The 24,687-nt window shown below is 51.5% G+C and carries 22 protein-coding genes; 9 read left to right on the top strand and 13 right to left on the bottom strand.

From position 1 onward, the window contains the following. Positions 1 to 54 precede the first annotated feature (54 nt). Positions 55 to 2,856, top strand: coding sequence for an XrtA/PEP-CTERM system TPR-repeat protein PrsT (gene prsT, locus METH11B_RS0106470; RefSeq protein ID WP_026601326.1), 2,802 nt, complete (start codon positions 55 to 57; stop codon positions 2,854 to 2,856). Between the two features lie 205 nt (positions 2,857 to 3,061). After that, a complete protein-coding gene (xdp1, locus tag METH11B_RS0106475) occupies positions 3,062 to 3,835 on the top strand; it encodes an exosortase-dependent surface protein XDP1 (protein ID WP_026601327.1) in 774 nt (257 codons plus the stop codon). Between the two features lie 83 nt (positions 3,836 to 3,918). Here xdp1 and argC read toward each other — a convergent pair whose 3' ends face one another. After that, entirely contained in the window at positions 3,919 to 4,947 is a 1,029-nt protein-coding gene (gene argC / locus METH11B_RS0106480; protein WP_026601328.1) for an N-acetyl-gamma-glutamyl-phosphate reductase, read from the bottom strand. 78 nt (positions 4,948 to 5,025) lie between these two features. Between argC and METH11B_RS0106485 the strand changes: the two genes are divergently transcribed. After that, on the top strand, positions 5,026 to 6,003 hold the full coding sequence (locus tag METH11B_RS0106485) for an NAD(P)H-quinone oxidoreductase (RefSeq protein WP_026601329.1): 978 nt from the start codon (positions 5,026 to 5,028) through the stop codon (positions 6,001 to 6,003). 2 nt (positions 6,004 to 6,005) lie between these two features. Continuing rightward, positions 6,006 to 6,851, top strand: coding sequence for a sulfurtransferase (locus METH11B_RS0106490; RefSeq protein WP_026601330.1), 846 nt, complete (start codon positions 6,006 to 6,008; stop codon positions 6,849 to 6,851). 121 nt (positions 6,852 to 6,972) lie between these two features. Here the strand turns inward: METH11B_RS0106490 and METH11B_RS0106495 are convergent, their stop codons facing one another. From METH11B_RS0106495 to ettA, 7 genes are all read right to left on the bottom strand, one after another. After that, positions 6,973 to 8,268: an adenylosuccinate synthase gene (locus METH11B_RS0106495; RefSeq protein ID WP_026601331.1), complete on the bottom strand. Its 1,296-nt coding sequence runs from the start codon at positions 8,266 to 8,268 to the stop codon at positions 6,973 to 6,975. A 24-nt stretch (positions 8,269 to 8,292) separates the two neighbouring features. Next, positions 8,293 to 9,489: an ATP phosphoribosyltransferase regulatory subunit gene (locus METH11B_RS0106500; RefSeq protein ID WP_026601332.1), complete on the bottom strand. Its 1,197-nt coding sequence runs from the start codon at positions 9,487 to 9,489 to the stop codon at positions 8,293 to 8,295. A gap of 71 nt (positions 9,490 to 9,560) precedes the next feature. After that, positions 9,561 to 10,415, bottom strand: a complete 855-nt coding sequence (gene hflC, locus METH11B_RS0106505; protein WP_026146907.1) for a protease modulator HflC — start codon at positions 10,413 to 10,415, stop codon at positions 9,561 to 9,563. Position 10,416: 1 nt separating this feature from the next. Next, positions 10,417 to 11,610, bottom strand: a complete 1,194-nt coding sequence (gene hflK, locus METH11B_RS0106510; RefSeq protein WP_020482485.1) for an FtsH protease activity modulator HflK — start codon at positions 11,608 to 11,610, stop codon at positions 10,417 to 10,419. A gap of 167 nt (positions 11,611 to 11,777) precedes the next feature. Then, a complete protein-coding gene (gene hflX / locus METH11B_RS0106515) occupies positions 11,778 to 13,043 on the bottom strand; it encodes a ribosome rescue GTPase HflX (protein WP_020482486.1) in 1,266 nt (421 codons plus the stop codon). A gap of 11 nt (positions 13,044 to 13,054) precedes the next feature. Then, on the bottom strand, positions 13,055 to 13,297 hold the full coding sequence (gene hfq, locus METH11B_RS0106520; protein WP_020482487.1) for an RNA chaperone Hfq: 243 nt from the start codon (positions 13,295 to 13,297) through the stop codon (positions 13,055 to 13,057). 191 nt (positions 13,298 to 13,488) lie between these two features. Then, positions 13,489 to 15,153: an energy-dependent translational throttle protein EttA gene (gene ettA / locus METH11B_RS0106530; RefSeq protein WP_026601334.1), complete on the bottom strand. Its 1,665-nt coding sequence runs from the start codon at positions 15,151 to 15,153 to the stop codon at positions 13,489 to 13,491. A 93-nt stretch (positions 15,154 to 15,246) separates the two neighbouring features. On the opposite strand from ettA, the gene METH11B_RS0106535 reads away from it, so the two are divergent. Genes METH11B_RS0106535 through METH11B_RS0106555 form a run of 5 tightly spaced genes read left to right on the top strand, consistent with a single transcriptional unit; the run spans position 15,247 to position 18,480 of the window. Continuing rightward, positions 15,247 to 15,948 carry a TatD family hydrolase gene (locus METH11B_RS0106535; protein WP_026601335.1) on the top strand — a complete coding sequence of 234 codons (702 nt, stop codon included), beginning with the start codon at positions 15,247 to 15,249 and terminating at the stop codon, positions 15,946 to 15,948. Next, positions 15,941 to 16,696: a tRNA threonylcarbamoyladenosine dehydratase gene (locus tag METH11B_RS0106540; RefSeq protein ID WP_026601336.1), complete on the top strand. Its 756-nt coding sequence runs from the start codon at positions 15,941 to 15,943 to the stop codon at positions 16,694 to 16,696. Before METH11B_RS0106535 ends, METH11B_RS0106540 begins: the two co-directional genes overlap by 8 nt. Then, on the top strand, positions 16,689 to 17,090 hold the full coding sequence (locus METH11B_RS0106545; RefSeq protein ID WP_026601337.1) for a hypothetical protein: 402 nt from the start codon (positions 16,689 to 16,691) through the stop codon (positions 17,088 to 17,090). The genes METH11B_RS0106540 and METH11B_RS0106545 overlap by 8 nt, the downstream gene beginning before the upstream one ends. A gap of 56 nt (positions 17,091 to 17,146) precedes the next feature. Then, positions 17,147 to 18,064 carry a methyltransferase domain-containing protein gene (locus METH11B_RS0106550; RefSeq protein WP_026601338.1) on the top strand — a complete coding sequence of 306 codons (918 nt, stop codon included), beginning with the start codon at positions 17,147 to 17,149 and terminating at the stop codon, positions 18,062 to 18,064. 5 nt (positions 18,065 to 18,069) lie between these two features. Next, a complete protein-coding gene (locus METH11B_RS0106555; protein WP_026601339.1) occupies positions 18,070 to 18,480 on the top strand; it encodes a hypothetical protein in 411 nt (136 codons plus the stop codon). 22 nt (positions 18,481 to 18,502) lie between these two features. Here METH11B_RS0106555 and METH11B_RS0106560 read toward each other — a convergent pair whose 3' ends face one another. From METH11B_RS0106560 to METH11B_RS0106580, 5 genes are all read right to left on the bottom strand, one after another. Continuing rightward, positions 18,503 to 19,642: a carboxynorspermidine decarboxylase gene (locus tag METH11B_RS0106560; protein ID WP_026601340.1), complete on the bottom strand. Its 1,140-nt coding sequence runs from the start codon at positions 19,640 to 19,642 to the stop codon at positions 18,503 to 18,505. After that, positions 19,639 to 20,238 carry a 5-formyltetrahydrofolate cyclo-ligase gene (locus tag METH11B_RS0106565; RefSeq protein ID WP_026601341.1) on the bottom strand — a complete coding sequence of 200 codons (600 nt, stop codon included), beginning with the start codon at positions 20,236 to 20,238 and terminating at the stop codon, positions 19,639 to 19,641. Before METH11B_RS0106565 ends, METH11B_RS0106560 begins: the two co-directional genes overlap by 4 nt. Next, on the bottom strand, positions 20,231 to 21,169 hold the full coding sequence (gene miaA / locus METH11B_RS0106570; RefSeq protein ID WP_026601342.1) for a tRNA (adenosine(37)-N6)-dimethylallyltransferase MiaA: 939 nt from the start codon (positions 21,167 to 21,169) through the stop codon (positions 20,231 to 20,233). Before miaA ends, METH11B_RS0106565 begins: the two co-directional genes overlap by 8 nt. Next, the gene (mutL, locus tag METH11B_RS0106575) at positions 21,170 to 23,050 is read right to left on the bottom strand and encodes a DNA mismatch repair endonuclease MutL (RefSeq protein WP_026601343.1); all 1,881 of its coding nucleotides are present in this window, start codon (positions 23,048 to 23,050) and stop codon (positions 21,170 to 21,172) included. Between the two features lie 84 nt (positions 23,051 to 23,134). Next, positions 23,135 to 24,685, bottom strand: coding sequence for an N-acetylmuramoyl-L-alanine amidase (locus METH11B_RS0106580; protein WP_231499592.1), 1,551 nt, complete (start codon positions 24,683 to 24,685; stop codon positions 23,135 to 23,137). Positions 24,686 to 24,687 lie beyond the last annotated feature (2 nt).

Genomic DNA, 24,687 nt, shown 5'->3' on the forward strand with positions numbered 1-24,687 from the left:
ACTATGCTATGTACACACTTGAGCAACCCCATCTTCGCTATGCGCAAAAATCCGATGAAACCCAATTTCCCGTTAAATAAACTGCTGCTGATTCTGGCGCTTAACCCCGTGCAGATAAGCGTTGCCGATGACATCCAGGCCGGCAAGTTTTACGAAGAAGCTCTCCAGTCTTACAGAAGTCAAAATAACGCCGAAGCCATCATCCAGTTGAAGAATGCGCTACAGCAAAACGAAAGATATGTTTCGGCTCACATGCTGCTTGGCGAAATTTACTTGCAACAGAAATCGTTGACGGAAGCAGAAGTCCAACTCAGATTAGCCAAACAATTAGGCGCGGATCCTTCTTTAATAGCTGAAAACCTGGCCAAACTTTACACCTACCAAATCCGCTACAACGACCTGCTGAAGGAAATCGATCCAGCACAGTTTAATAGTGGATTACGCCCGGTTTTGCATGTTTACCGCGGTAACGCATATCTGCAACTCAATTTAATCAGCGAAGCGCTGAATGAATTCGACATTGCATTGCAAATTGCTCCCAACCAAGTTAATGCCGCAATTGGGCGCGCGAATGCACTGTTAAAACGTGGTGACATTAAAGGCGCAGATCAGGCCGCCGATAAAGCCAAGCAAATGCAAGCCAACGATCCCGGCGTTTGGTATGCAAAAGGCTCGATCAAGCATGCCAACATGGAACTGGATGAAGCGCTAAAGTTTTACGACAAGGCGATTGAGCTAAACCCCGCTCATGTAGACACTCGACTTGCCAGAGCAGGCCTTTTAATGGACTTAAAGCGAGACGAGCGGGCGCGGCAAGATTTGGAATATATGCGCCAGGCTTATCCATTTGAACCGAAAGCAGCCTATCTGCATGCGGTTTTACTGGAGCGCAATAATCAGAGGGAAGCGGCAACCAAGGAATTGGAAGTGGCCGCCGACATTATCACCGGGATCAAACCGGAATACTTATCGGCGCACGGTCCGACTTTAATGCTCTCCGGCTTGATTAATTACAGCCTGCAACGATTCGACCTGGCAGCGGAGTACTTGCGTCAGTATGTTAAGCAATACCCGGAACAATCAGGTCCGTATAAGTTGCTGGCCACCATACTTTTACAAAAAAACGAACCGGAACAAGCGATTGATCTGCTCCGCCCCATTCAAATCCGCAATCCCCAGGATCAGCGTCTGGCATTTTTATTGGCAAGCGCGTTCATGCAGGCCGGCAAACACGATATGGCCAATAATATGTTTGGAAAAGCCGCTGCGTTAGGCAGTGACAGTGGCACCCTGCAAACTGAAATCGGCTTAAACAGATTGGCAATGGGGCAGGAACAGGCGGCCGTTCAAGACCTTGAAGTGGCATTCAAAAAGAATCCGGATGCGATCGAGGCAGGGATTCCTCTCGTGGCACTTTACATGAGCCGTGGTGAACCGGAAAAAGCGTTAAAAACCGCACAAGCGTTACATGAGAAAGCGTCGAAAAACTTTACACTACTAAATTTACTAGGGACTGCTCAAGTCAATACCGGGCAGTACAAACAGGCCCGGCAAAGCTTCGAGAAGGCGATTGAACTGAACCCCAAGTTTCTTGCCGCACAAATTAACTTGAGCAAACTGGACGTCGGCGAGAATAAATTTGATCAAGCCAGGCAAAGACTGCAAACCTTGCAGCAAAGTCATCCGGGTGACATAGATATTCTTATTGAATTGGCCAAAGTCGAGCAAAGCGCCGGACGCTATCAGGCAGCCAATGATTGGCTAGCAAAAGCGAAAATGATCGACCAAAAATCATTACCGACACTTTTGGCTTTGGTTGAGTTGAATCTGAAGATGGGTAACGCTGCTGAAGCTAGTGCCGCTGCGCAAGCGGCGGAAATGGTCGACAAGAATAACCCTCAGGTTATAGACGCTCTGGCTCGAAGCTACTTGGCTAACAACAATAAGGAGAAAGCCTTAGGGGTATTTATCCGCATGGCAGACCAAGCTCGCTTTAATGTCAAACAACTTTACAAAGCTGCTCGTTATCAAATAGATGCAGGCGATTATTTCGAAGCCATAAAGACCTTGAAAAAAGCAGTTTTGGTTGACGAAAATCATATACCTTCGCAAATTGCCTTGGTGGAAATGGAACTGAACCATGGGAAACCGGTATTTGCATTAAACCGCGCAGAAAGCCTATTAAAACAATATCCAAAACGCGCTTTTCCTCACCAGCTGTTGGGAAACATTGCCAATCATGACAAAAACCTTAGTTTAGCCAACAGCCATTACCAAGCGGCTTTCGAGCTGGAGCCGGACACAACGTCATTGATGCAGCTCTATGAAAATTTGAAAAAAATCAACCAGCCTGACAAAGCCTTTAATTTACTGGATCAGTGGATTAAAAAGCATCCGCAAGACCAACTGCCGATGGCGGCTTTCGCGAACGAATTACTGAAAAGCGGAAAGTTTAAAGAGGCCGAAAAATACTACGTCGAGCTATTGAAGCAATTCCCCAATGAACCGCAGTTCCTGAACAACCTCGCCTACGTGTATCTCAATACCGGCAACGACAAAGCCTTATCTCTGGCCGAGCAAGCCCACAAAACGGCCCCCGATCAACCCGCGACTAACGACACTCTGGGCTGGATACTGGTTAACGCAGGACAAATCGAACAAGGTCTTCATTACTTACGAAACGCACATTCGCTACTCTCGCAAGACCCGGAGATACGCTACCATATCGCTGTCGCGCTGAATCAGTTGCAACGCCAGGAAGAGGCTAAGCAAGAACTGGAGGAAGCGCTAAGAGGCGACACTATTTTCAATGGCCGTGAGCAAGCTAAAACGCTGCTTGAAAAACTCCGCAGGTAGTCGATTTTTTAAAATATGTCGTAATTTTTTACACCATACACAACCGCTGGTCACATTTACTAACCAAGCAATGATTAAACGATTGTATTCGAATGATAAATTTACTATGGCCCACTAAGTGCTTGTTAATAAATAGACCGTAATTCTTTGTTTATGGCCAATAGTACAATGGTTATTTCCAGACCGGCGAAGACAATGACGGAAAATGAAATTCGAAAAATGTGAGGACATTATGACCCGAAAATATTTGGCTATAACAGCCCTGTTGTTATCACCGCTTGCTGCTAATGCCACGACATGGGACTTTAATAATACAGGGACCACCGTGCCAGCGGGCATCACTAATGTCAAGGCTTACTCGGCTGGAACAACTACTGCGTCGACGTTTGCGGCTGCAAACTGGGTTAGTTATTCCGGCGGGTTGGGCGTAACAACCTCTGGCGAAACCACCACTTCACCAGAGCATGCAACAGATAACGTGGGCAATATCGAAGCCTTACTTTTTCGCTTCGATACCAGCACGATTTTGGATAAGTTGAGCATAGGCTGGCCCTCTCCAACTGCTTACGACTCGGATATGTCAGTCCTGAGATACACTGGTACGTTGACTAGTAACCAACTACCTACGGATAGAGATATTACCGGAGAAACAATAGCCCAGCTTATCACACGTGGCTGGGAATTCGTGGGTAGTTACAATGCAACTCAAGGCTCTGTGGAAGACATCAACCCAGGCAATTTGTCTTCCAGTTTTTGGCTAATTAGCGCTTACAGCAGCAGCTGGGGTTCAGGCCTAGGGGAATCTAACGTGGATGGCGGCAACGACTACTTTAAGCTTTCCCAACTCGTTGGTACAGCAGGTGGCAGTGGCGGCGGCGGCGGTGCTGGCAGTGTTCCAGAACCAACCAGCTTGTTATTATTGGCTAGCGGCATGTTGGGCTGGAGAATGAATCGTAAAAGACAAACTCTAGCTGCTTAAGTCGACTTAGGCTCCACAATAAAAACCGCCTTCCGAATTGAACCGGAAGGCGGTTTTTTTATGCCCCACGTTTTAATGGCAACTCAAGGATATAAAGCAACGGTCTCTAACGACTCATGCTCAGGCAACCCGAACATCAGATTCATATTTTGCACTGCCTGCCCCGACGCACCTTTCACCAGGTTATCAATCACCGACAAAACCACCACCGTATCTCTGCCTTGCGGTTGATGCACCGCAACTTGGCAACGATTGCTGCCCCGCACGTTACGAGTGTCGGCATGACTGCCACTCGGCAACACATCCACAAATTTTTCGTCGCGATACTTCTCTTCAAACAGTTTTTGCAAATCCAGCTCCCGGTTTAAACGCGCATAAAGCGTTGCGTGAATACCGCGGATCATCGGCGTCAAATGCGGCACGAAAGTTAGACCAACCGCCTGCTTGGCGAGATTTTGCAAACCCTGAGTGATTTCCGGCAAATGTCTGTGTCCGCTGACCGCATAGGCTTTAAAACTTTCACCCGCCTCGCTCATTAAGGAAGAGATTTCCGCCTTGCGCCCTGCGCCGCTGACTCCAGACTTTACATCGGCGATCAAATGCTGCTCATCAATCGCCCCGGCCTCCAATAACGGCAAAAATCCGAGCTGCACGGCTGTCGGATAGCATCCAGGACAAGCGATCAAACGTGCTTGCTTGATTTGCTCGCGATTGACTTCCGGTAAACCGTAGACGGCTTCGGCGATCAAATCCGGACTGGCGTGTTGCATGCCATACCATTTTTCCCATTCCTGCCGGTCTTTAATCCGGAAATCGGCGGACAAATCGATGACTTTGATACCAAGCGCCAGCAATGACTCAGCCATCAGCATGGCGGTGCCGTTTGGCGTCGCGAAAAACACTACATCGCAGTCTTTTAAATTATCCAACTCCGGCAAGGTAAATTTCACATCGCAGTAGCCTCTTAGACTCGGATACAACTGATCCACTCGCAATCCGGCATCAGCACGGGAAGTCACTACGCTAACCTCCACCTTAGGATGCAACACCAAAATTCTTAATAATTCGACGCCGGTATACCCGGTACCGCCGACAATACCTGCACGTATCATGAATGCTCTCGTTGAAAAAATACTGTTAGTCCAATGCGGCACATATAATACGATACTCTATCCGCAAAGCTTAACACCATGCGCGCCATCGATATTTATCGCACCGCCGAGTTCACCGATTTAATCCTGACAGATCAGCCGCTACCCTCACCCGGCGCGCATCAAGTATTGATAAAGGTGTTAGCGGCCGGAGTAAACCGTCCCGACCTAATGCAGCGTAGGGGCTTGTATCCGCCGCCACCTGACGCATCCACCGTTCTCGGCTTGGAAGTTGCCGGCACCATCGAAGCGATTGGGAGCGAAGTAAATGAATTTAAAGTTGGCGACCCGGTTTGCGCCTTACTGACGGGTGGTGGCTACGCAGAATATTGCCTGGCAAGCGCCTGTTGCTGCCTACCCGTACCCAAAGGCTTGAGTTTTATTCAGGCTGCCGCCATACCCGAAACCTTTTTTACGGTCTGGAGCAACATTTTCGACCGTGCAAAACTGCAAGCTGGCGAAAGTTTATTGGTACATGGCGGTACCAGCGGCATAGGCACCACTGCCATTCAACTCGGCAAAGCCTTCGGCAGCCAGGTCATCGTCACCGCCGGCAGCGAGGAAAAATGCCTGTACTGCCTAAAACTAGGCGCTGATCTGGCGATTAATTACCGGCAACAAGACTTTGTCGAAGCCGTGATGTATCACACCAACGGCAAAGGCGTTAATGTCGTTTTAGACATAATCGGCGGCGACTACTTGCCCCGTAACTTGAAATGCCTGGCTATGGACGGCCGACTACAACAGATTGCCATCCAGCACGGCGGCAAGAGCGAAATCAATCTAGCATCCGTGCTGATGAAACGCCTTACCATTGCCGGCACGACCTTGCGCCCCCGCAACGACGAGTTCAAGGCTAAAATAGCCCAACAACTTTTTGCAAAGGTTTGGCCGCTACTGGAATCCGGCCAACTCAAACCCATCATCGATTCGGTTTTTCCGCTAGATCAGGCCTCCCAGGCCCACGAGCGCATGGAAAGCAGCCAACATATCGGTAAAATTATTTTGGAGGTATAAGCATGTCCTACACCACGCTGGTTTCCACAGACATTTTAGCTGCTAACCTGAACAATCCGGATTGGCGAATATTCGACTGCCGATTCTCGCTAGCTGAGGTGACAGCTGGGCATAAAGCCTATCGACAAGGCCATATTCCCGGCGCCCGCTATGCTGATTTAAACCAGGATTTGTCTTCGCCTGTGCGATCCTACACCGGCCGCCACCCGTTACCGGACTTTGCATTATTAGGCAAAAAGCTGGGCGAGTGGGGCGTTAACAATCGTAGTCAAATCGTGGTTTATGACGATGCCGGCGGCGCGTTTGCCGGCCGGATGTGGTGGCTGCTACGCACGATGGGTCATACTCAGGTCGCTGTGTTGGATGGCGGATTTGCGCGCTGGCAAAAGCAAGACTTGCCGGTCACTACCGCGCTTCCGAAAATTACAGCCAGCCAATTCCGCGTCTATCTGGACAACAAAGAATGGCTGGACGCCGAACAAGTAGCAAACGGTTTGGCGACACGAAAAATCACCTTGATAGATGCCAGAACACCTGAACGCTTTTATGGCTGGCAAGAGCCCATAGACCCAGTAGGCGGCCATGTACCCAAAGCGCTAAATAGGCCGCTGCAAACTAATCTGGACAAATCGGGATTATTTTTACCCGCCGACCAGTTGCGCCAACAACTTAGCGCGCTAGTTACTCCTTATCCTGCCGAGCACGTAGTACATATGTGCGGATCCGGTGTGACCGCCTGTCACAACCTGTTAGCGATGGAAATTGCAGGATTAAGCGGCTCGAAACTTTACGCCGGCTCATGGAGCGAATGGATTACCAACCGAAATAGACCGGTCGCAACCGATTGAGTGGCGCCATCAAAGACAACAAACGTGTTTAAAGGATTTCTCTAAACCAGTTATTAATTGAGCGGAAAGACAAGACGCTGAATAAATTCAGCGTCTTAAACGAAGGTTTAATACTTAAGCGTTAGGCCTGGAATGGATTTTCCAAGACTATAGTTTCGTTCCGGTCCGGGCCCGTGGACAAAATCGTTACTTTTACACCGACCAGTTGTTCCAGCCTCGCAATATAGGCTTTGGCATTTTCCGGCAATTGCGCAAAATCGGTGACGCCGGCCGTAGTACCGGTCCAACCCGGCATTTCCTCAATCACCGCTTCACACGCAGCGTATTGATCAGCACCCAACGGCGCGGTTTCCGTAATTTGACCGTTAATCTTGTAAGCGGTGCAGATACCTATTTTGTCCAGGCCATCCAGCACATCCAGCTTGGTCAGACAAATACCGCTCAAGCTATTTAATTGGGCTGATTTGCGCATTGATACCGCATCGAACCAGCCACAACGGCGCTTACGCCCTGTCGTGGCACCAAACTCGTGGCCTTTCACACCAAGATGTTCACCATAGTTATCCAGCAATTCGGTCGGGAACGGGCCATTACCCACTCGGGTGGAATAGGCTTTGGTAATACCCAACACGTAATCCAGCGCCAAAGGTCCCACGCCGGTACCGGTGGCAGCGCCGCCTGCCGTCGTATTGGACGAAGTGACATAGGGATAAGTACCGTGGTCAATGTCCAGCAGTGCGCCCTGCGCACCTTCGAACAGCACGTTCTCACCTTGGTTTTGATAGCTGTAGATAGCCTCCCCAACATCGGTCAGCATCGGCTTGATGATCTCGCCCAAGCGCAAGGTATTCGCCAGCACCGCGTCATAATCCACAGGCTCGGCATGATAATAATTAGTCAACATGAAGTTGTGATATTCAACCAGCTCTTTTAAGCGCGCGGCAAATTCCTCGCTATTGCGCAAATCGCCCGCTCGCAGGCCACGTCTGGCTACCTTATCTTCGTAAGCAGGCCCAATGCCGCGCCCGGTAGTACCGATAGCTTTGCTACCCCTGGCTTTTTCGCGGGCCTGATCGATAGCGACGTGTATCGGCAGAATCAAGGCACAGGCTTCGCTAATTTGCAACCTATGCCGAACCGGCACTCCAGATTTTTCCAGAATCTCGATTTCCTTCAACAAAGCTTCCGGACAGAGCACCACGCCGTTGCCGATCATGCACTGCACGCCTTCGCGCAAAACCCCGGAAGGAATCAGATGCAACACCGTTTTTTCGCCATTAATCACCAAGGTGTGACCGGCATTGTGACCGCCTTGAAAGCGCACCACCGCAGCAGCTTGTTCGGTTAAAAGATCGACCAGCTTACCTTTACCTTCATCGCCCCATTGCGTGCCAATAACAACAACATTCTTTCCCATATTATCTAACCTTAAACTAGTGGTTTAACGACAGCTTATTGATCTAACGACCCACTGTTGATTGTGTTTTTCTAAAATAGCGTTGCAGCCCTGCTGTTCGGCGCCGCCTTGTTGTTCCGGCAGATGTTGAATCACCGCCACGCCTTGCGCGCGTAAATCTCTGACCGCTTCCCGCAAATCGGCGTCTTCCGCAAAGGGCGCAAACACCACCTGAGCCGCTTCATCATCAACTTTAAACATACTGGCCAATACTTTTAAGTCCGCACTGAAACCCGTAGCGGCTCGCGCTCGGCCGAACACTTCGCCGATGTTATCGTAACGGCCGCCACGGGCGATTTCTTTGCCCAGAGCAGGCACAAAAGCCGCGAACACCATGCCGGTGTGATAGTGATAACCACGTAACTCGGCCAAATCGAAACTCACCGTCAACGCCGGAAAATCGCGGCGCAATTTATCGGATATACCTTGTAAATCGGCCAAAGCGCCGACAATCTCATCGGCACCGGCAAAACCGGTTAATAATGCTTTGGCTTTGTCCAGTATATCCCTACCGCCATTCAGCTTCGGCAAGGCATTGAATATGTCTTTGTAACGTGCGTCAATCTCAAACTCGGCAAGCAATTCCGCCAATTCGGTTCTGGCCTTACGCTGCAGAACATCGAACAATTCGGCTTCCTGCTGCGGATTGAGACCGGCATGCTCAGCCAAGGCCCGGTAAATAGCGACATGCCCTAAATCCAAGTGCACATTCTGCAGACCGCTAATTGCCAACATTTCCAGCATCAGTTGGATGACTTCGTAATCGCTTTCCAGGCCTGCATGACCGTATAGTTCAGCGCCGATCTGCATCGGGCTACGGCTCTTTTCCAACGGATCACCCAAGGTGTGCAACACGGTACCGGCATAGCACAGCCGGGTCGGGCCATCGTGCTGAAAGTGATGTGCATCGATTCTGGCAACTTGCGGCGTCATATCCGCCCGCACGCCCAACATTTCTCCACTCAACTGATCGGTCAGCTTAAAAGTCTGCAAATCCAGATCGTGCCCGGAACCGATGAGCAAGGATTGCAGAAAGTCTACGAACGGTGGAATAACCAACTGGTAGCCCCAGCAGGCAAAAGTATCCAAAAGTTTTCTACGCAAGGTCTCGAGGTGCGCTGCCTGTTCCGGCAATACTTCGCTAATCCCTTCCGGCAACAGCCAGGTGTCTTTTTTTTGCATTTTTGTCTATCTCAAACACAGCAAACGCCCCGCGAGGCGGGGCGTTTGACTATACATAATCCAAAAGGAGTTTATTTCTGATTCTTGAAATATTTGAAGAAGTCGGAATTGGGTTCCAGCACCATGATGTTGCCGGATTTACCCAAACTTTCCTTATAAGCTATCAGGCTGCGATAGAAAGCAAAGAAATCGCTGTCCTCGCTGTAGGCCTTAGCGAAAATATCGGCTGCTTTAGCGTCGCCTTCGCCGCGCATCACTTCGGAATCGCGGTAAGCATTCGCCAAAATGATCTCCCGCTGTTTATCGGCATCCGCGCGAATCCGCTCGGCGGCTTCAGAACCTTGCGAACGAAACTCGCGAGCAACCCGGGCCCGTTCGGCTTCCATTCTTTGATAAACCGAGGTGCTGACTTCAGCAGGCAAATCGATGCGTTTTACTTGCACGTCGACGATAGTGATACCCAGTTTCGCGGCATGCGGCGACACATTGGTAATCAACGCATCACGAATCGCGCTACGATCTGTGGAAACCAATTGTTTGATCTCGCGTTTACTGAACTCGCTACGCGCGGAATCTTTGATGATTTGATCGAGACGGATATTGGCCTGATTCACATCGCCGGCAACGGTGGTATAAAAGGTTTTAACATCGCCAATCCGCCATTTCACGAAAGAATCGACAATAACGTTTTTCTTTTCCGCTGTCAAAAAGCGCTCAGGCGTCGAATCCATGGTCAGGATTCGGGCGTCGAATTTTTTAACGTTGTTAATGAAAGGCAATTTAAAATGCATGCCCGGTTGGAAATCGGCTCCCACGATCTCGCCCAACTGAAATTTAATTACACGCTCGGTTTCGGCCACGGTAAACACCGACATCGAAAGCAAGACTACTACTGCGCCAACGGCGACTAAAATCTTATTTCCCATCTTAGCGTCCTCTCACATCGCGTTCACGGCTTGACGCGCGCACATCGGTTTTAATTTCTTTCACAGGCTGCGAAGGCAAAGAAACCGGTTCGTGGCTGATTACTGGTGCCGGCGCGGCGTCCTCGACGGCCTTATTCGCCAACTTCTCCAGCGGCAGATACATAATGTTATTGCCGCCTTTCACATCAACCAGTACGTTGTTGGAGCGACCCAAAACCAACTCCATCGCTTCAATATACATCCGCTGCTTGGTTACAGCCGGCGCTTTTTTGTATTCCGTTAACAATTGCGAGAAGCGGCTGACATCACCGTTCGCGCGGGCAATTACTTTTTCTTTGTAACCTTCGGATTCTTGCACGATACGCGAAGCCGCACCGCGGGCTTTAGGCACCACGTCATTCGAATACGCTTCCGCTTCGTTAATCAAGCGCTGTTTGTCTTCCCGCGCCTTGATGGCATCTTCGAAAGAACCTTGCACTTGTTCGGGCGGCTGCGCGTCTTGCAAGTTGACACTAGTGATTAATATGCCGGTTTTGTAAGCATCCATTACCGACTGAATTTCCGATTTGATCGCCAGCACGATGTCGCTACGGCCCTCGGTCAGCACAAAATCCATATCGCTACGACCGATCACGCCACGCTGCACGCTTTCGGTGACTTGTTTCAGAGTTGAGGCGGGATCCAGCACGTTAAACGCATAATCCTTGGCATCTTTGACTTGATATTGGACAGCCAGACGAACGTCGACGATATTTTCGTCTTTGGTCAGCATCATCGCTTCCTTGGGCACTGAGCCCATACCCTGCCCACCGCCGGAACGGTAACCCACTTCGATAAAGCGTTGTTGCTCGACATTGATGACCGCCACCTGCTCTACAGGCGACGGGATATGCCAGTTCAGACCCGGCTGAGTAGTATTGACATAGGCACCAAAACGGGTGACCACGCCACGCGTACCTTCGTCCACGGTATAAAACCCGCTCAAACCCCAGAGAATAACGGCGCCTGCAGCCAGTAAACCCACGCCTTTCATTGACGGCCCGCTGCCGAGACCGCCTTTGGAACCGCCGCCGAAAATACCGCCGAGTTTGTCCTGTAGCGAACGAATTACCTCGTCCAAATCGGGTGGATCATTCTTATCATTACGACCACTCCAGGGGTCTTTTTTACCACCGCCGGGTTCATTCCAAGACATACCAAACACTCCAAAAATTGGATTTGAAAACTCTAAAGCTGCATCTCGTATGGACAGCCTGTTCGATGACTCGAAGCGTTGGCTTGTCTATCCGAAAAACCGCCATTCTATCGTAAGTTAGCCATTTCCGAGCAAATAACTAGGTGATTGTTCCGGCAATCGGCCGATCAAACCTGCTCATGGACATCAATACCCTTCAACAAGCCCAAATGCTTTTTGTCGATTTCTATCGTCAATTCGCAATCGCCGCTATCGTTATTGACTTCGTCGATTATTTTCACGAAAGTGAATAACTTTGCTTTTAATCCCGCTTGGCCGGCTGGCAAATAGCATTTTCGAATCACCTTGCTGCTAGCAAATAACTCGGACAAGGCCTGCTGCAACAAATCACAGCCTACCCCGTTTTGCGCGGAAATCCAGACGCTGACGGGTTTCCCGTCAGCATCGTAATCAATATGCGGCGCCACATCCTCGAGCAAATCAATTTTGTTGAACACCATCAACTGGGGGATTTTAGCGGCGTCGATGTCGCTCAAGACTTGGTTTACCTGATAGATCGTGTCTTCACGATCTTCGGCAGCCGCATCGATCACATGCAACAACAAATCCGCTTCGCTGGCTTCCTGCAAAGTGGAACGAAATGCTGCCACCAATTCATGCGGTAGATGCCGGATAAAGCCGACGGTATCCGCCAAAATGATTTCGCCGCCATTACTGAGCGACAATTGCCGCAAGGTAGGATCCAGCGTAGCAAACAATTGATCAGCCGCGTAAATACCGGCACCGGTTAAGGTGTTAAACAGCGTCGACTTACCGGCGTTGGTGTAGCCAACTAAAGATACGGTAGGAATTTCGGCTTTTTTGCGCTTGCTACGACCTTGATGACGCTGCTTTTCTACCTTCCCCAAGCGCTGTTGAATTTGCTTTATACGCACCGCCAACAACCGCCTGTCAGTTTCCAACTGGGTTTCGCCGGGACCACGCAAACCAATACCGCCCTTTTGCCGCTCCAAATGCGTCCAGCCGCGAATCAATCGGGTAGACAGATGTTTGAGCTGCGCCAGTTCGACCTGCAATTTACCTTCAAAGGTTTGCGCCCGCTGCGCAAAAATATCCAGGATCAGACCGTTACGATCCACCACCCTGACTTCCAGCGCTTTTTCCAGATTGCGCTCTTGGCTAGGTGTTAGTGGATGATTGACGATAACGATATTGGCTTCGTGCTCGATGATCGCCGACCTGATTTCTTCGACCTTACCGGTGCCAACGAAATATTTCGGATCAGGCCGATACCGGCTTCCGGTTACTACATAAGTCGGTTGGGCGCCTGCGGATTTGGTTAGTTCTTTCAGCTCGTCGAGGTCTTCCTGACCAGCTTGCAAATTGAGGTGAACGAGAATGGCTCGTTCACCCGCATCGGGACGTTCAAACAAAAAATAACCTCTTAGCTCTCATCGCTAACGTCGGGATCACGGTGCATCGTGACATTTTTGCCGGGAACGATAGTGGATATGGCATGCTTGTAAACCATTTGATTCACAGTGTTTTTTAGCATCACCACGTATTGGTCGAAAGAATCGACGCGGCCTTGCAGCTTGATACCGTTAACCAAAAAAATCGACACGGGAGTGTGTTCTTTTCTGAGGGCATTCAAAAAGTTGTCCTGCAAGTTTTGTGCTTTCGACATCCTATTTCTCCTTATTATTGTTCGGTGCGCTATTAATACATTACCCGCTACACCCGCCAATTTCAACACGCGGGCTGCGGATCAATAAAAAACTGTTAATGACTTTGGGACTGGTTTGCGCTATTTCAAGTTCAATCAGATCTTTATTAGCAAAGCCGTTGCGAAAATAACAACGGCCGCTTAAGTTCAGCTTAGCCGATTTTTTTATATTTGAGACGATGCGGGTTATCCGCATCCGTACCCAAGCGACGATGCCGATCGGCTTCGTAGTCGGCATAATTACCTTCAAACCACACCACCTCACTGTCGCCCTCGAATGCCAAAATATGCGTAGCGATCCTATCCAGGAACCAGCGATCATGCGAGATAACCACCGCGCAACCGGGGAAAGCCAGCAATGCTTCTTCCAAAGCTCGCAAGGTTTCCACGTCCAAGTCGTTGGTCGGTTCGTCGAGCAATAACACGTTGCCGCCGCTTTTCAACAGCTTGGCCAAATGCACACGGTTGCGTTCGCCGCCCGATAATTCGCCGATGCGTTTTTGTTGATCCCCACCTTTAAAGTTAAACCGGCCGATATACGCCCGGGACGGCGTCTCATATTTGCCGACGGTGATCATGTCCAGACCGTCGGAGATTTCTTCCCAAACCGTTTTGTTGTTGTCCATGTCGTCGCGCAACTGATCGACATAGGCCATCTGCACGGTTTGACCAAATTTGATGTCGCCGGCATCCGGTTTTTCAAAACCAGCCATCATCCTGAACAAGGTGGTTTTACCGGCACCGTTAGGACCGATGATGCCTACAATCCCGCCCGGCGGCAATTTGAAGCTCAAATTATTGATCAAAAGTCTGTCGCCAAAACCCTTACTGATGTTCTCAACGTCGATCACTACATCGCCCAGACGTGGACCGGGTGGAATATAAATTTCCTGGGTCTCGTTACGTTTTTGCGTTTCGACTGACGACAATTCTTCAAAGCGCGCCAAACGCGCCTTGCTCTTCGCGTGCCGGCCTTTTTGGTTTGAACGCACCCATTCCAACTCGGCTTTCATGGCTTTTTGCCGAGAAGACTCTTGTTTCTCCTCCAACTCCAGGCGTTTTTCCTTTTGTTCCAGCCAAGATGAATAATTACCTTCCCAAGGAATACCCATGCCGCGGTCCAGCTCCAGAATCCAACCGGCAACGTTATCTAGGAAGTATCTATCGTGAGTTACCGCCACCACGGTACCGGGATAGTCGTGCAAGAAACGCTCCAGCCAAGCCACCGATTCCGCATCCAAGTGGTTGGTCGGCTCGTCGAGCAGCAGCATATCGGGCTTGGACAGCAATAAACGGCACAGCGCCACCCTGCGTTTTTCACCACCGGACAATTTAGTTACATCAGCATCCCAATCCGGCAGACGCAGGGCATCGGCAGCCACTTCTAAAGTGCGATCCAGATTGTGACCATCACAGGCATTGATGATATCTTCCAGCTTGGCTTGCTCGGCAGCTAACGCATCGAAATCAGCATCAGCATCAGCATAAGCCGCATAAACCGCATCCAATCGGGCTAATACATCTTTGATTTCCGCAACCGCTTCTTCAATATTGCCGCGCACGGTTTTATTAGGATCGAGTTGCGGCTCCTGCGACAGATAGCCAATCTTGGTACCTTTCAGCGGAATCGCTTCGCCTTCAATTTCCTTGTCGATGCCGGCCATGATGCGCAGCAGGGTCGATTTACCGGAACCGTTTAAGCCCAATACACCGATTTTCGCGCCGGGAAAAAACGATAGGGAAATATCCTTAAGAATATGCTTTTTGGGCGGTACGATCTTGCCGACCCGATTCATCGAGAAAATATATTGCGCCATTGTTTTTCTGCTGAAGAAATAAAATGGCATTATACCGTGGGATATCGGTTTTTTAAGGGTGTTAATTTTTTTCGCGCGATAGGTGGCGATTCAATGAAAATTGAAACTGTTCCAGCAACGCTGAACGCAACCGACATTTATATCAACATCCATTGCCACCAAACCGGCGCCAAGAAGAGCCTGGAAATGATCAACATCGCCACCCAGGATTTCGACGCCGCGGCAGCGCAAAACGGTTTTTTCAGCTTGGGTTTGCACCCTTGGGATCTGCACAGACAAGATACTGAAACGGCTCTATCTAAAATCAGTACGGCAAGCCATCACCCGAAACTACTGGCCATCGGCGAATGCGGACTGGATAAGACTATCGATGCACCTTTAGCAGTGCAAACCGCAGCATTTTTTGCTCAGATTAAACTCGCCCACCAATTAGGCAAGCCACTGATAATCCATTGTGTCCGGGCTTTCAATGAGCTAATACAGATCAAAAAATCATCGCAAAATTCCAAAGTAGCCTGGATCATTCACGGTTTTAAGGGCAAGCCGGCATTGGCCGAGCAATTGCTAAAACATGGATTTTATCTGTCCTTTGGTGCCGCCTTAATGGATCCAGGCAGTCATGCCGGTGCAGCACTGCGCAGCATACCGCTTGATCGCTTGTTTCTGGAAACCGACGCTGCGAACGTATCCATTGACGCAATATACGCCGCTGCGGCTAAAATGCGCGGCTTGGACACCGCGACCTTGCGACAACAAATTATGCGCAATTTCAAACGAGTATTTCTGAATGACTGATACAAGCTGGCTCTCCCGCACCGAACTATTGATCGGCAAACCCAAGCTGGATAAGCTGCAGCAATCCCATGTATTGGTGGTCGGCATGGGCGGCGTGGGCTCGTTTGCCGCCGAATTCATCTGCCGGGCCGGGGTTGGCGAGATGACTATCGTCGATGGCGACGTCGTCGATCCCAGCAATCGCAACCGGCAACTGCCGGCGCTGTCCACGACGCACGGCCAATCCAAAGCCGACATCATGGGCGAGCGCTTGCTGGCGATTAATCCGGATTTAAAACTGACCATCAAACACGAATTCATCACCCCCGATACCGCCGACGAGCTATTGAGCCAGCATTACGACTACGTGGTCGACGCGATCGACAGCCTGACGCCTAAAATCACGTTGATTCGCGCCGCTAAAGCCCGCAACATGAAAATCGTCAGCTCAATGGGTGCCGGCGGCAAGATGGATCCGACGCATCTCAAGGTCGTGGACATCTCCAAAACCTATAACTGCCCGTTTGCGCAATTCATCCGCACGCGTTTGCGCAAACACGGCATCAGCCGCGGCGTGAAGGTGGTGTTTTCGCCGGAAGTGGTCAACAAGGATTCGTTGATGTTTACCGACGGCAGCAATTATAAAAAGTCTGCTTATGGCACGATTTCCTATTTGCCGGCGGCTTTCGGCGGCGTCTGCGCCTCGGTGGTGATACGCAATTTGATTCACGATCCCGCGCATTCAACCCACAACAAACATCATGGCTAAATCACCCACCCGCCCAGCGGATTCGCTCTTGGTCAATCCTGGCAAAAGTTCGCGTTTACAGGAGATGCGTCAGCGCGCGGCCACGGCAAATCAGCCAATCCCCGTGCCCACCCAACCCGCTTTCCAAGCCAAGGACGAAGGTTTAAGCCCCGAACTTGCTCTAGCTCGTCAATTGATCGATCAACGTTTAAGCGAAATTCTGGCAGCGCTACCGGTCGGCAAACAGCGGCGCTTGTTCAAGATTCGCTTTGGCATGGAACCCGAGCAAATCAAAGAGTTAGCCATAAAACAGATATTCACCGCGCTGGAAATCAATCACCCGCAACTAAACAATCTGTCGGCTAGCATGAAGCGAATCGCCGATCTGAATTATAATGGCCGGCAACCCAACTAATCCGGCCGTTTACCTTGCCTTACGCTCAGTCGTCCCGTTCCTCGATTCCCGCTACGATGTACAACCTAGAACCCAATCAAGATTACCGCGACCAAAGCCTGCGCGATAACGCCGAATTATCCAGCACCGAACTGCAAGCGGACGCCGCGAAACACTACGACGATTGCTACAACGATTATCTGGTGGCCTGGTGCAACCGTGACAATTTGGCCTTACATTACGGCTATTGGGACGAAGCTAAGCCCTATGACCAACATCAAGCGCTGCTGAACAAAAACCAAGTTCTTTATGACAAAGCCGGCATTCAAGCCAGCGATACGGTTCTGGATGCCGGCTGCGGGATCGGCGGCAGCACGATCTGGATGGCTAAACAGCATGGCAACCAGGTCACCGGCATCACCATCAGCGCCAAACAAGCCGAGTATGCCCGCCAACACGCTAAACGCCACGGCGTTGCGGAACGGGTCGATTTCGAAGTCGCCGACTTTTGCTCCACGCCATTTCCTGACGCATCGTTTGATGTAGTCTGGGCTTTGGAAAGCTCATGTCATGCGCTGCACAAAGGCGACTTTTTGCGCGAGGCCTGGCGGGTATTGCGTCCCGGCGGTCGGATTGTGGTCTGCGACGGCTTTGTATTGCAGCGGCAATTTAACGAACAGCAATGGCAGGCGGTAGTCACCTGTTTGAACGGTTGGGCCGTGCCGAATCTGTGTGCGCGGGATGAATTCAGCGGCTTGTTGGCACAACAAGGTTTTCAAGACATCATTTGCCACGACATCACCGCGCAAACCCATGCCTCGGTGGAGCATATGTACAAAGTAGCCAAACGCTTGAAACCGGTACAGACTATCAGCCAATGGCTGGGACTGCGTTCCAAGGCACAAACCGCCAACTATTTGGTCGGCTTGGCCCAACATCAGTTGTTTACCGAAAAACTCACCGAATATTGCATTTTTACTGCGCAAAAGGCTTAAACACGATGCCGACGGTCTTACCACGTTTGAAGTTTCTGACTCTGTTTACACTGGTTAGCTGCGGCGTAATCGGTTGCGCCAGCGTACCAGCCAATAGCCAGCATGACAGCTTTGCCGACTACGCCGAATCGGTATTCCGTCACCAGAGCACGGTATTAAGTCGACTCATGATGCTCAGTGAAGCCGAGCAATTGCCGGATAATGAGGACTTCGAAAATACCGAACAAGCCATGCACGATGCCTGTCATCTGTTGAACGAATACGCGGAACGGGAAAGCGATGGCGAACACATGGGCTTGCGCTTTAAGGCCAAAGTGCAAGCCAGCATCGAAGGCTGCGATGCCAGCATTCAGAAGATGGAAGCGCTAATGACCGGCCTGGACCAAGAGCCAGCGCCCCCGCACGCCCACCCTTAAACGTCAAACCGGCAGCGAAACGCTAGTCTTCGCTGTTCGTCCATTGCCGGCGATAATCGGCATAACTATCACGCTTTTGCAGCACCCAACGGGCCGGATCGACGCCATAAACATCCGGCAGCTTATAACCGTTAAACCGGTTGGCCTTGATCAGCGAATACGCCCCCACATCGGCAAACACTAAACGCTCGCCAACCTCGGGAATCCGATCAAACCGATATTCGCCGAACACATCGCCGGCCAAGCAGGTCGAGCCAGCCAAAATTGCCGACTGTTCACCGGCACTATCTTCTTCGCGCAAACGCGGTTTCATCTGATATTCGAACACCTCCGGGTGATGATTCACCGAGGTATCCAAAACCAACACTTCCTTGCCGTCACTGACAAACCGATCCAACACGGTGGTCAACAAATAACCGGCATTACCGACCATCCCCTTACCCGGCTCCACATACACATCCACACCAAACTCAGCCTTCAGCCTATTAATCAATTCGACGATTTGCGCCTGGTTCGCGATGTCGTGATACAAATAACCGCCGCCCAGATTCAACCATTTAAGCTGGCTGCGTTTCAGAATCGGCAGCAGTTTTTCCAGGGTTTGTTGCAACGGTGCGAAATCCAGACAAGCGAACACCGTGTGAAAATGCAGCCCTTCGATACCAGCCGGCAAACCGGTTTGTAGCAACTCAATATCGGCACCCAATTTGGAATGAGGCCGGCACGGATCGTAGCGTTGATCGTTGGCAAACGACAGCTTGGGATTGACTCGCAAGCCTTTCGAATAGCCGTCAGCCAACCCATGCAAACGTTGATATTGCGACAGCGAATTGAAGCTGATGTGACTGCAAAGCTTGCTCAGCTCAGGAAATTCGTCGGGGCGTATGCCTGGCGTGGTCAGATGAATGCTGCGGCCATTTACACCCAAAACCTCTTTTGCCAGACGCGCTTCGAACAAGGAGCTGACCGATATGCCATCCACTCCCCCAGACAACAATTCCAGCAAAAACGCCAAAGGCAGCGCCTTCATCGAATATAAAATCTTGCAGCCCGTGGCCTGCCGCAAAGCAATCAACGGTTGCAGGTTGGCAAGCACTTGCCCTTCATCCAGCACAAAGGCCGGAGAACTCGGAATTTGCCGTTTCAACTCTGCGGGAGTCATCGCCAAGCTCGGCCCTCGCCAGGATAAATGGCCTGCTCGGTGACCACAAAGTTCATGAATACATCGTGCGTATCTACCGCCACCTGCGGCAATAGCTGGGCTTCATAGCACACCGCCGCCAATATTGTATTGGGTCGTACTTTTTGCAGTAGACGGTCGTAATAGCCGGCACCGTTGCCCAAGCGCCTGCCTTGCCGGTCGAAGGCCACGCCGGGCACAATGACCACATCTAGCTCATCCGCGCCAACTTGCTTTGCGGGCTCCAGCCAACGTGCCCGCGGCGGCTCGAGAATATTCCACATGCCCGGTTGCAATTCGTCGATAGCTTCCAACTGCCACAAACCCAGTTGCTTATGACCCTCGTTATCGACCGTACAATAAGGGATGACAATGAGCTTGCCGCTTTTTAATTCCGTAGCAACGGCTGGCAGGGTCCTCACTTCGGAACGACAATGCAAATACCACATCACCGTCCGGGCGGCTTGATACCAGGGTTGCTCGACGACACGCCGGCAAATTTCGGCGCTGATCGCATCCTTATCAGCCTGAGCATTACGCACCGCGTAGGCGATTTGGCGTTGTTCGGCTTTATTCATAGGCGCGGCAATAGGCCAAGGCTTGTCCGACTAGGTCTTTAGATCCAGTGATCAAATGATGGGCATCCTGCTCCTTGCGCAACCAGGTAAATTGGCGCTTCGCCAGTTGCCGGGTGGCGATAATGGCTTTGTCCCGCATTGTTGTCAGGTCGTATTCGCCGTTGAGATAGGACCAAGCCTGCCGGTAACCGACGCAACGTATCGACGGCATGCTTTCATCCAGATCGCGGCGTTGCCATAAAGCCTGGACCTCGTCGAGAAAGCCGTGCGTCAGCATCTGATCGAAACGTTCGGCGACGTTGGCGTGTAAGGTACTGCGCTGCTCCGGCGCGACGATGAGTTTGATAAACCGAAAGGGCTGCTCAGCATGCTGGTCGGCATCGAAAAAGCTGGATAACGGTCGGCCGCTGATTTCATAAACTTCCAAGGCCCGCTGAATGCGTTGCGGATCGTTGACATGAATCCGCGCCGCCGCTTGCGGATCGACTTGCGCCAGACGGGCATGCAACACCTCCTTACCCAAGTCTTGCAATTCCTGATCTAATCGCTGGCGTATCTCCGGATCGGCTTCAGGCAATTGCGCCAAACCCTGCGTCAAGGCGCTGAAGTACAACATGGTGCCGCCGACTAACAAGGGCAATTTGCCGCGCTCCGTAATATCTGCCATCAACTCCAAAGCGCGGTTGCGGAATTGGCCGGTGGAAAATGCTTCACTGGGATCGAGAATATCAATCAAGTGATGTGGCACGCCGCCGCGCTCCGCCAGCGTGGGTTTTGCGGTGCCTATATCCATACCTCTATACACCAAGGCCGAATCGACGCTGATAATCTCGGCGTTCAGGGCTTGGGCCATCGCTACGCCGAGCGCGGTCTTGCCGGATGCGGTCGGCCCCATCAACAGGATGGCCGACGGTTTTTGTAACACACTCATCTATTGGCCGCGCATGAAAAACCGGTCCAAATCCTGATGGCTCAGCGCCACCCAGGTCGGTCGGCCGTGGTTGCATTGACCGATGCGCTCGGTCTGTTCCATATCGCGCAACAAGGCGTTCATTTCCTCGATGCTGAGTTTGCGTTTGGCGCGCACCGAGCTATGGCAAGCCATGGTGGCCAAAATGGCGTTAAGACTTTCCTGGGCTTTATGACTGACGCCGTGGGTGGCTAGATCCGCCAGGATGTCCCGCACCAGCTGATCGACATCGGCTTTTGCCAGCAAGGCCGGCGTGGCTCTCAGCACCACCGTTTCCGGGCCGGAACGGTTTATTTCAAAGCCAAGCCCCGTGAAAAACTCGTGCTCTTGCTCCGCCAAGTCGGCCTCGGCGGCGGTCACCTGTAATTTGATCGGCAGTAACAATGGCTGGGAAACGATGGCCCGATTAAGATAATGCTGTTTCAAACGCTCATAAGTCACTCGCTCATGGGCGGCGTGGGCATCCACCAAAATGATGCCGTTAGCAGTCTCGGCTAGGATGTAAATATTGTGGATATGCGCCAGGGCAAAACCCAATGGCGGCATCGCCGATTCCACCGCTGGCTGCGCCGGAGTTGCATTGTCAACTTGCGGATAAAGCTTGCCGTAAGCCTTGATTTGCTCGGCCACTTCGGACAAACTCGACCGCTCGGGCGAGTAGCGATAAGCTCCGAACGCCTCGGGTGTAGTGCGTTGCTGCACACGGTCCAAACCAGGTTCCGGCATAGTCAGCGGTAAAGACGTTTGTTGATTTAACGGCGTCCGCAGTGGCGCAACCGCAGGTTGTATTTCCGAAAAATCCGCGACTGTTTCAATCTGTTTTGCCACAACGGCAGCGCCAGGCCGTTGATCGGCCAAACTGCGGTGTAAAGCCTGAAACAGAAAATCGTGCACCATGCGCCCTTCCCTAAATCGCACTTCCAGTTTGGTGGGGTGAGCATTGACATCGACCAAGGCCGGATCGAGCTCTAGGTACAGGACAAACACCGAATGCCGGCCATGGTACAACACATCCTGATAAGCCTGTTTCACCGCATGGGCGACTAGCCTATCCTTGATCAAACGACCATTGACGTAGAAAAACTGCATATCCTGCTGGCTGCGGGAGAAAGTCGGCAAGCCAACCCAGCCGTGCAGATGTAAACCGGAGGCGGCAAAGTCGATCTTCACGCTGTTGTCGACAAACGCCGAGCCGCAAATTGCAGCGATACGTTTTTCCTGAGCCTCCTGAGTTGCCGCCGGTTTCAGATTCAGCACTTCGCGCTGATTGTGATTTAAGACAAAACCCACATCGAAACGCGCCAACGCCAACTTCTGAATCAAGCTCTCGATATGAGCAAACTCAGTTTTCTCGGCTTTTAAGAACTTGCGGCGAGCCGGCGTGTTGTAAAACAAATCGCGCACATCCACAGTCGTGCCGGGCGGATGCGGATCGGGTTGCGGATCGAAGTTGCTCTCGGTACCATCGGCGCTGACTTGCCAGGCGCATTCGGCATCGACGGTGCGGGAAATTAAGGTCAAGCGCGCCACCGAGCTGATGCTGGGCAAGGCCTCGCCGCGAAAGCCCATGCTGATCACATGCTCCAAATCGTCCAATGAGGCAATCTTGCTGGTGGCATGCCTTGATAAGGCCAGGGCCAAGTCGTCTTTGACAATGCCACAGCCGTTGTCGCGAATCCTGATTTGCCGTGCCCCACCCTGCTCAACATCGATCAGAATCTGCGTCGCACCGGCATCGAAACAATTTTCCACCAGCTCTTTGACCACGGACGCCGGCCGCTCGACCACCTCGCCGGCGGCGATTTGATTGACTAATTGGGTGGGTAAGGCGTGAATCCGCATCGGTTGCGCTCGGGAAAAAGCGCGTATTTTAGCGGATGGAAATGAAACGGGGCGAAATGATTCACCCCGTTTTAGATTGGATTATTAGCTGTCTCGCGGAATTTGTAATACTTGGCCGATACGCACGTTGCCGTCGTTCATCGCATTGGCCATACGTAAAGCCCGCATGCTTATCCCGTATTGCTGGGCTATGCCGGACAGCGTTTCGCCGCGGTTGATGACATGATGAGTCCCGGCGTTGCTCGCCACCACGGTCGGAGCGGCATCCAGCTCTCTAGCCGCCAACACTGGTTTTTGTTCCGGTTTTGCTTTAGCCACAGGTTCATTATCATCCACAGCCAATGCCGCCAATTGCACGGCTTTGGATTTGCCGGAACGATTCAGCTGCGCCATCATCGTATCGGCCGGCGCATATTGTTTAAAGTGGCCCACTATCCCGCTAAACACAGCAGAAGCCATTTTGTTTTGATAGGCCTTGGTGTTCAAACGACGCTCTTCTTCCGGATTGGAAATGAAGGCGGTTTCCACCAAAATTGACGGAATCTCCGCAGACTTCAACACCACGAAACCGGCTTTTTGCACCGCACTTCTGTGCAGATGCCCAACGCTTTTTACGCTTTTCAGCACCTTGTTACCGACATTCTGACTCGCTTCTTTTGCGGCCTTGTTAGATAAGTCCATCAACACCGAGTTCAAGGTGTCATCCCGATCCTCACCGGCACCGCCGCCATCGACTGCGTTTTCGCTGGCTGCCAACCAACCGGCGCCAGCGCTGGAAGCCCCGTTGCTGGCCAAGGTATAGACAGATGCACCATGAGCCTGACTGTCGCTGAACGCATCGGCGTGGATGGACACGAACAAATCGGCTTTGGCGGCTCGCGCAATGCGGCGGCGTTCGTTTAATTTCACAAAATAATCGCCGTCGCGAATCATCACCGCTTTCATGCCAGGCTGGCTGTTAACCATACCTTGCAGACTCTTGGCAATTGCAAAGACCACGTCTTTTTCCTGGGTGCCGTTTGCGCCCTGCGCGCCGACGTCCTTACCGCCGTGGCCGGCGTCGATGGCAACGATGATGTTACGACCTTTGGCTTTGGCGACGGATTTAACCGCGACAGGTTTGGCAATGGTCTCGGATTTCTTGCTGGGTTTATCGACTTTTTCGGCAACGGCAACCACTGGGGTAGCTGCCGGCTTTTCAGTTTTAAGCGCCGCAACCGGAGTAAACGCTCTTTCCGCTGGCTTGGCTGCCAACTGAGGTTGCGCCGGCTGGTCTTTTGCCGCCAAATCAATTTGCAAATTCTTGCCGACCATCGCCACCTTGGCGTCCGCATCGGCTTTCAATTCAACGACGATACGCAAATCTTTGTTGTTCCGCATCGCGCTCCGGGCAAAGCCGAACAAAGGATGATCGGCGGCAGGTTGATTCAAACCCTGCGCCATTTTGGCATCGACAAAATCCACAACCAGACGATTGGGACTTTTCAACACAAACGCGTGATGCTTGACCGTGCTCGGCAAATTGACCAGCAGTTGATTGGCCGATGAATAAGTGACCGCACCCAGCTCAGTCTGAGCCGCGAATGCGGAAAACGTGGGCAATAACAAACCCCATATCCAGAAAATTTTAGACATCT

This window comes from Methylomonas sp. 11b (assembly GCF_000515215.1).
GTDB lineage: Bacteria > Pseudomonadota > Gammaproteobacteria > Methylococcales > Methylomonadaceae > Methylomonas.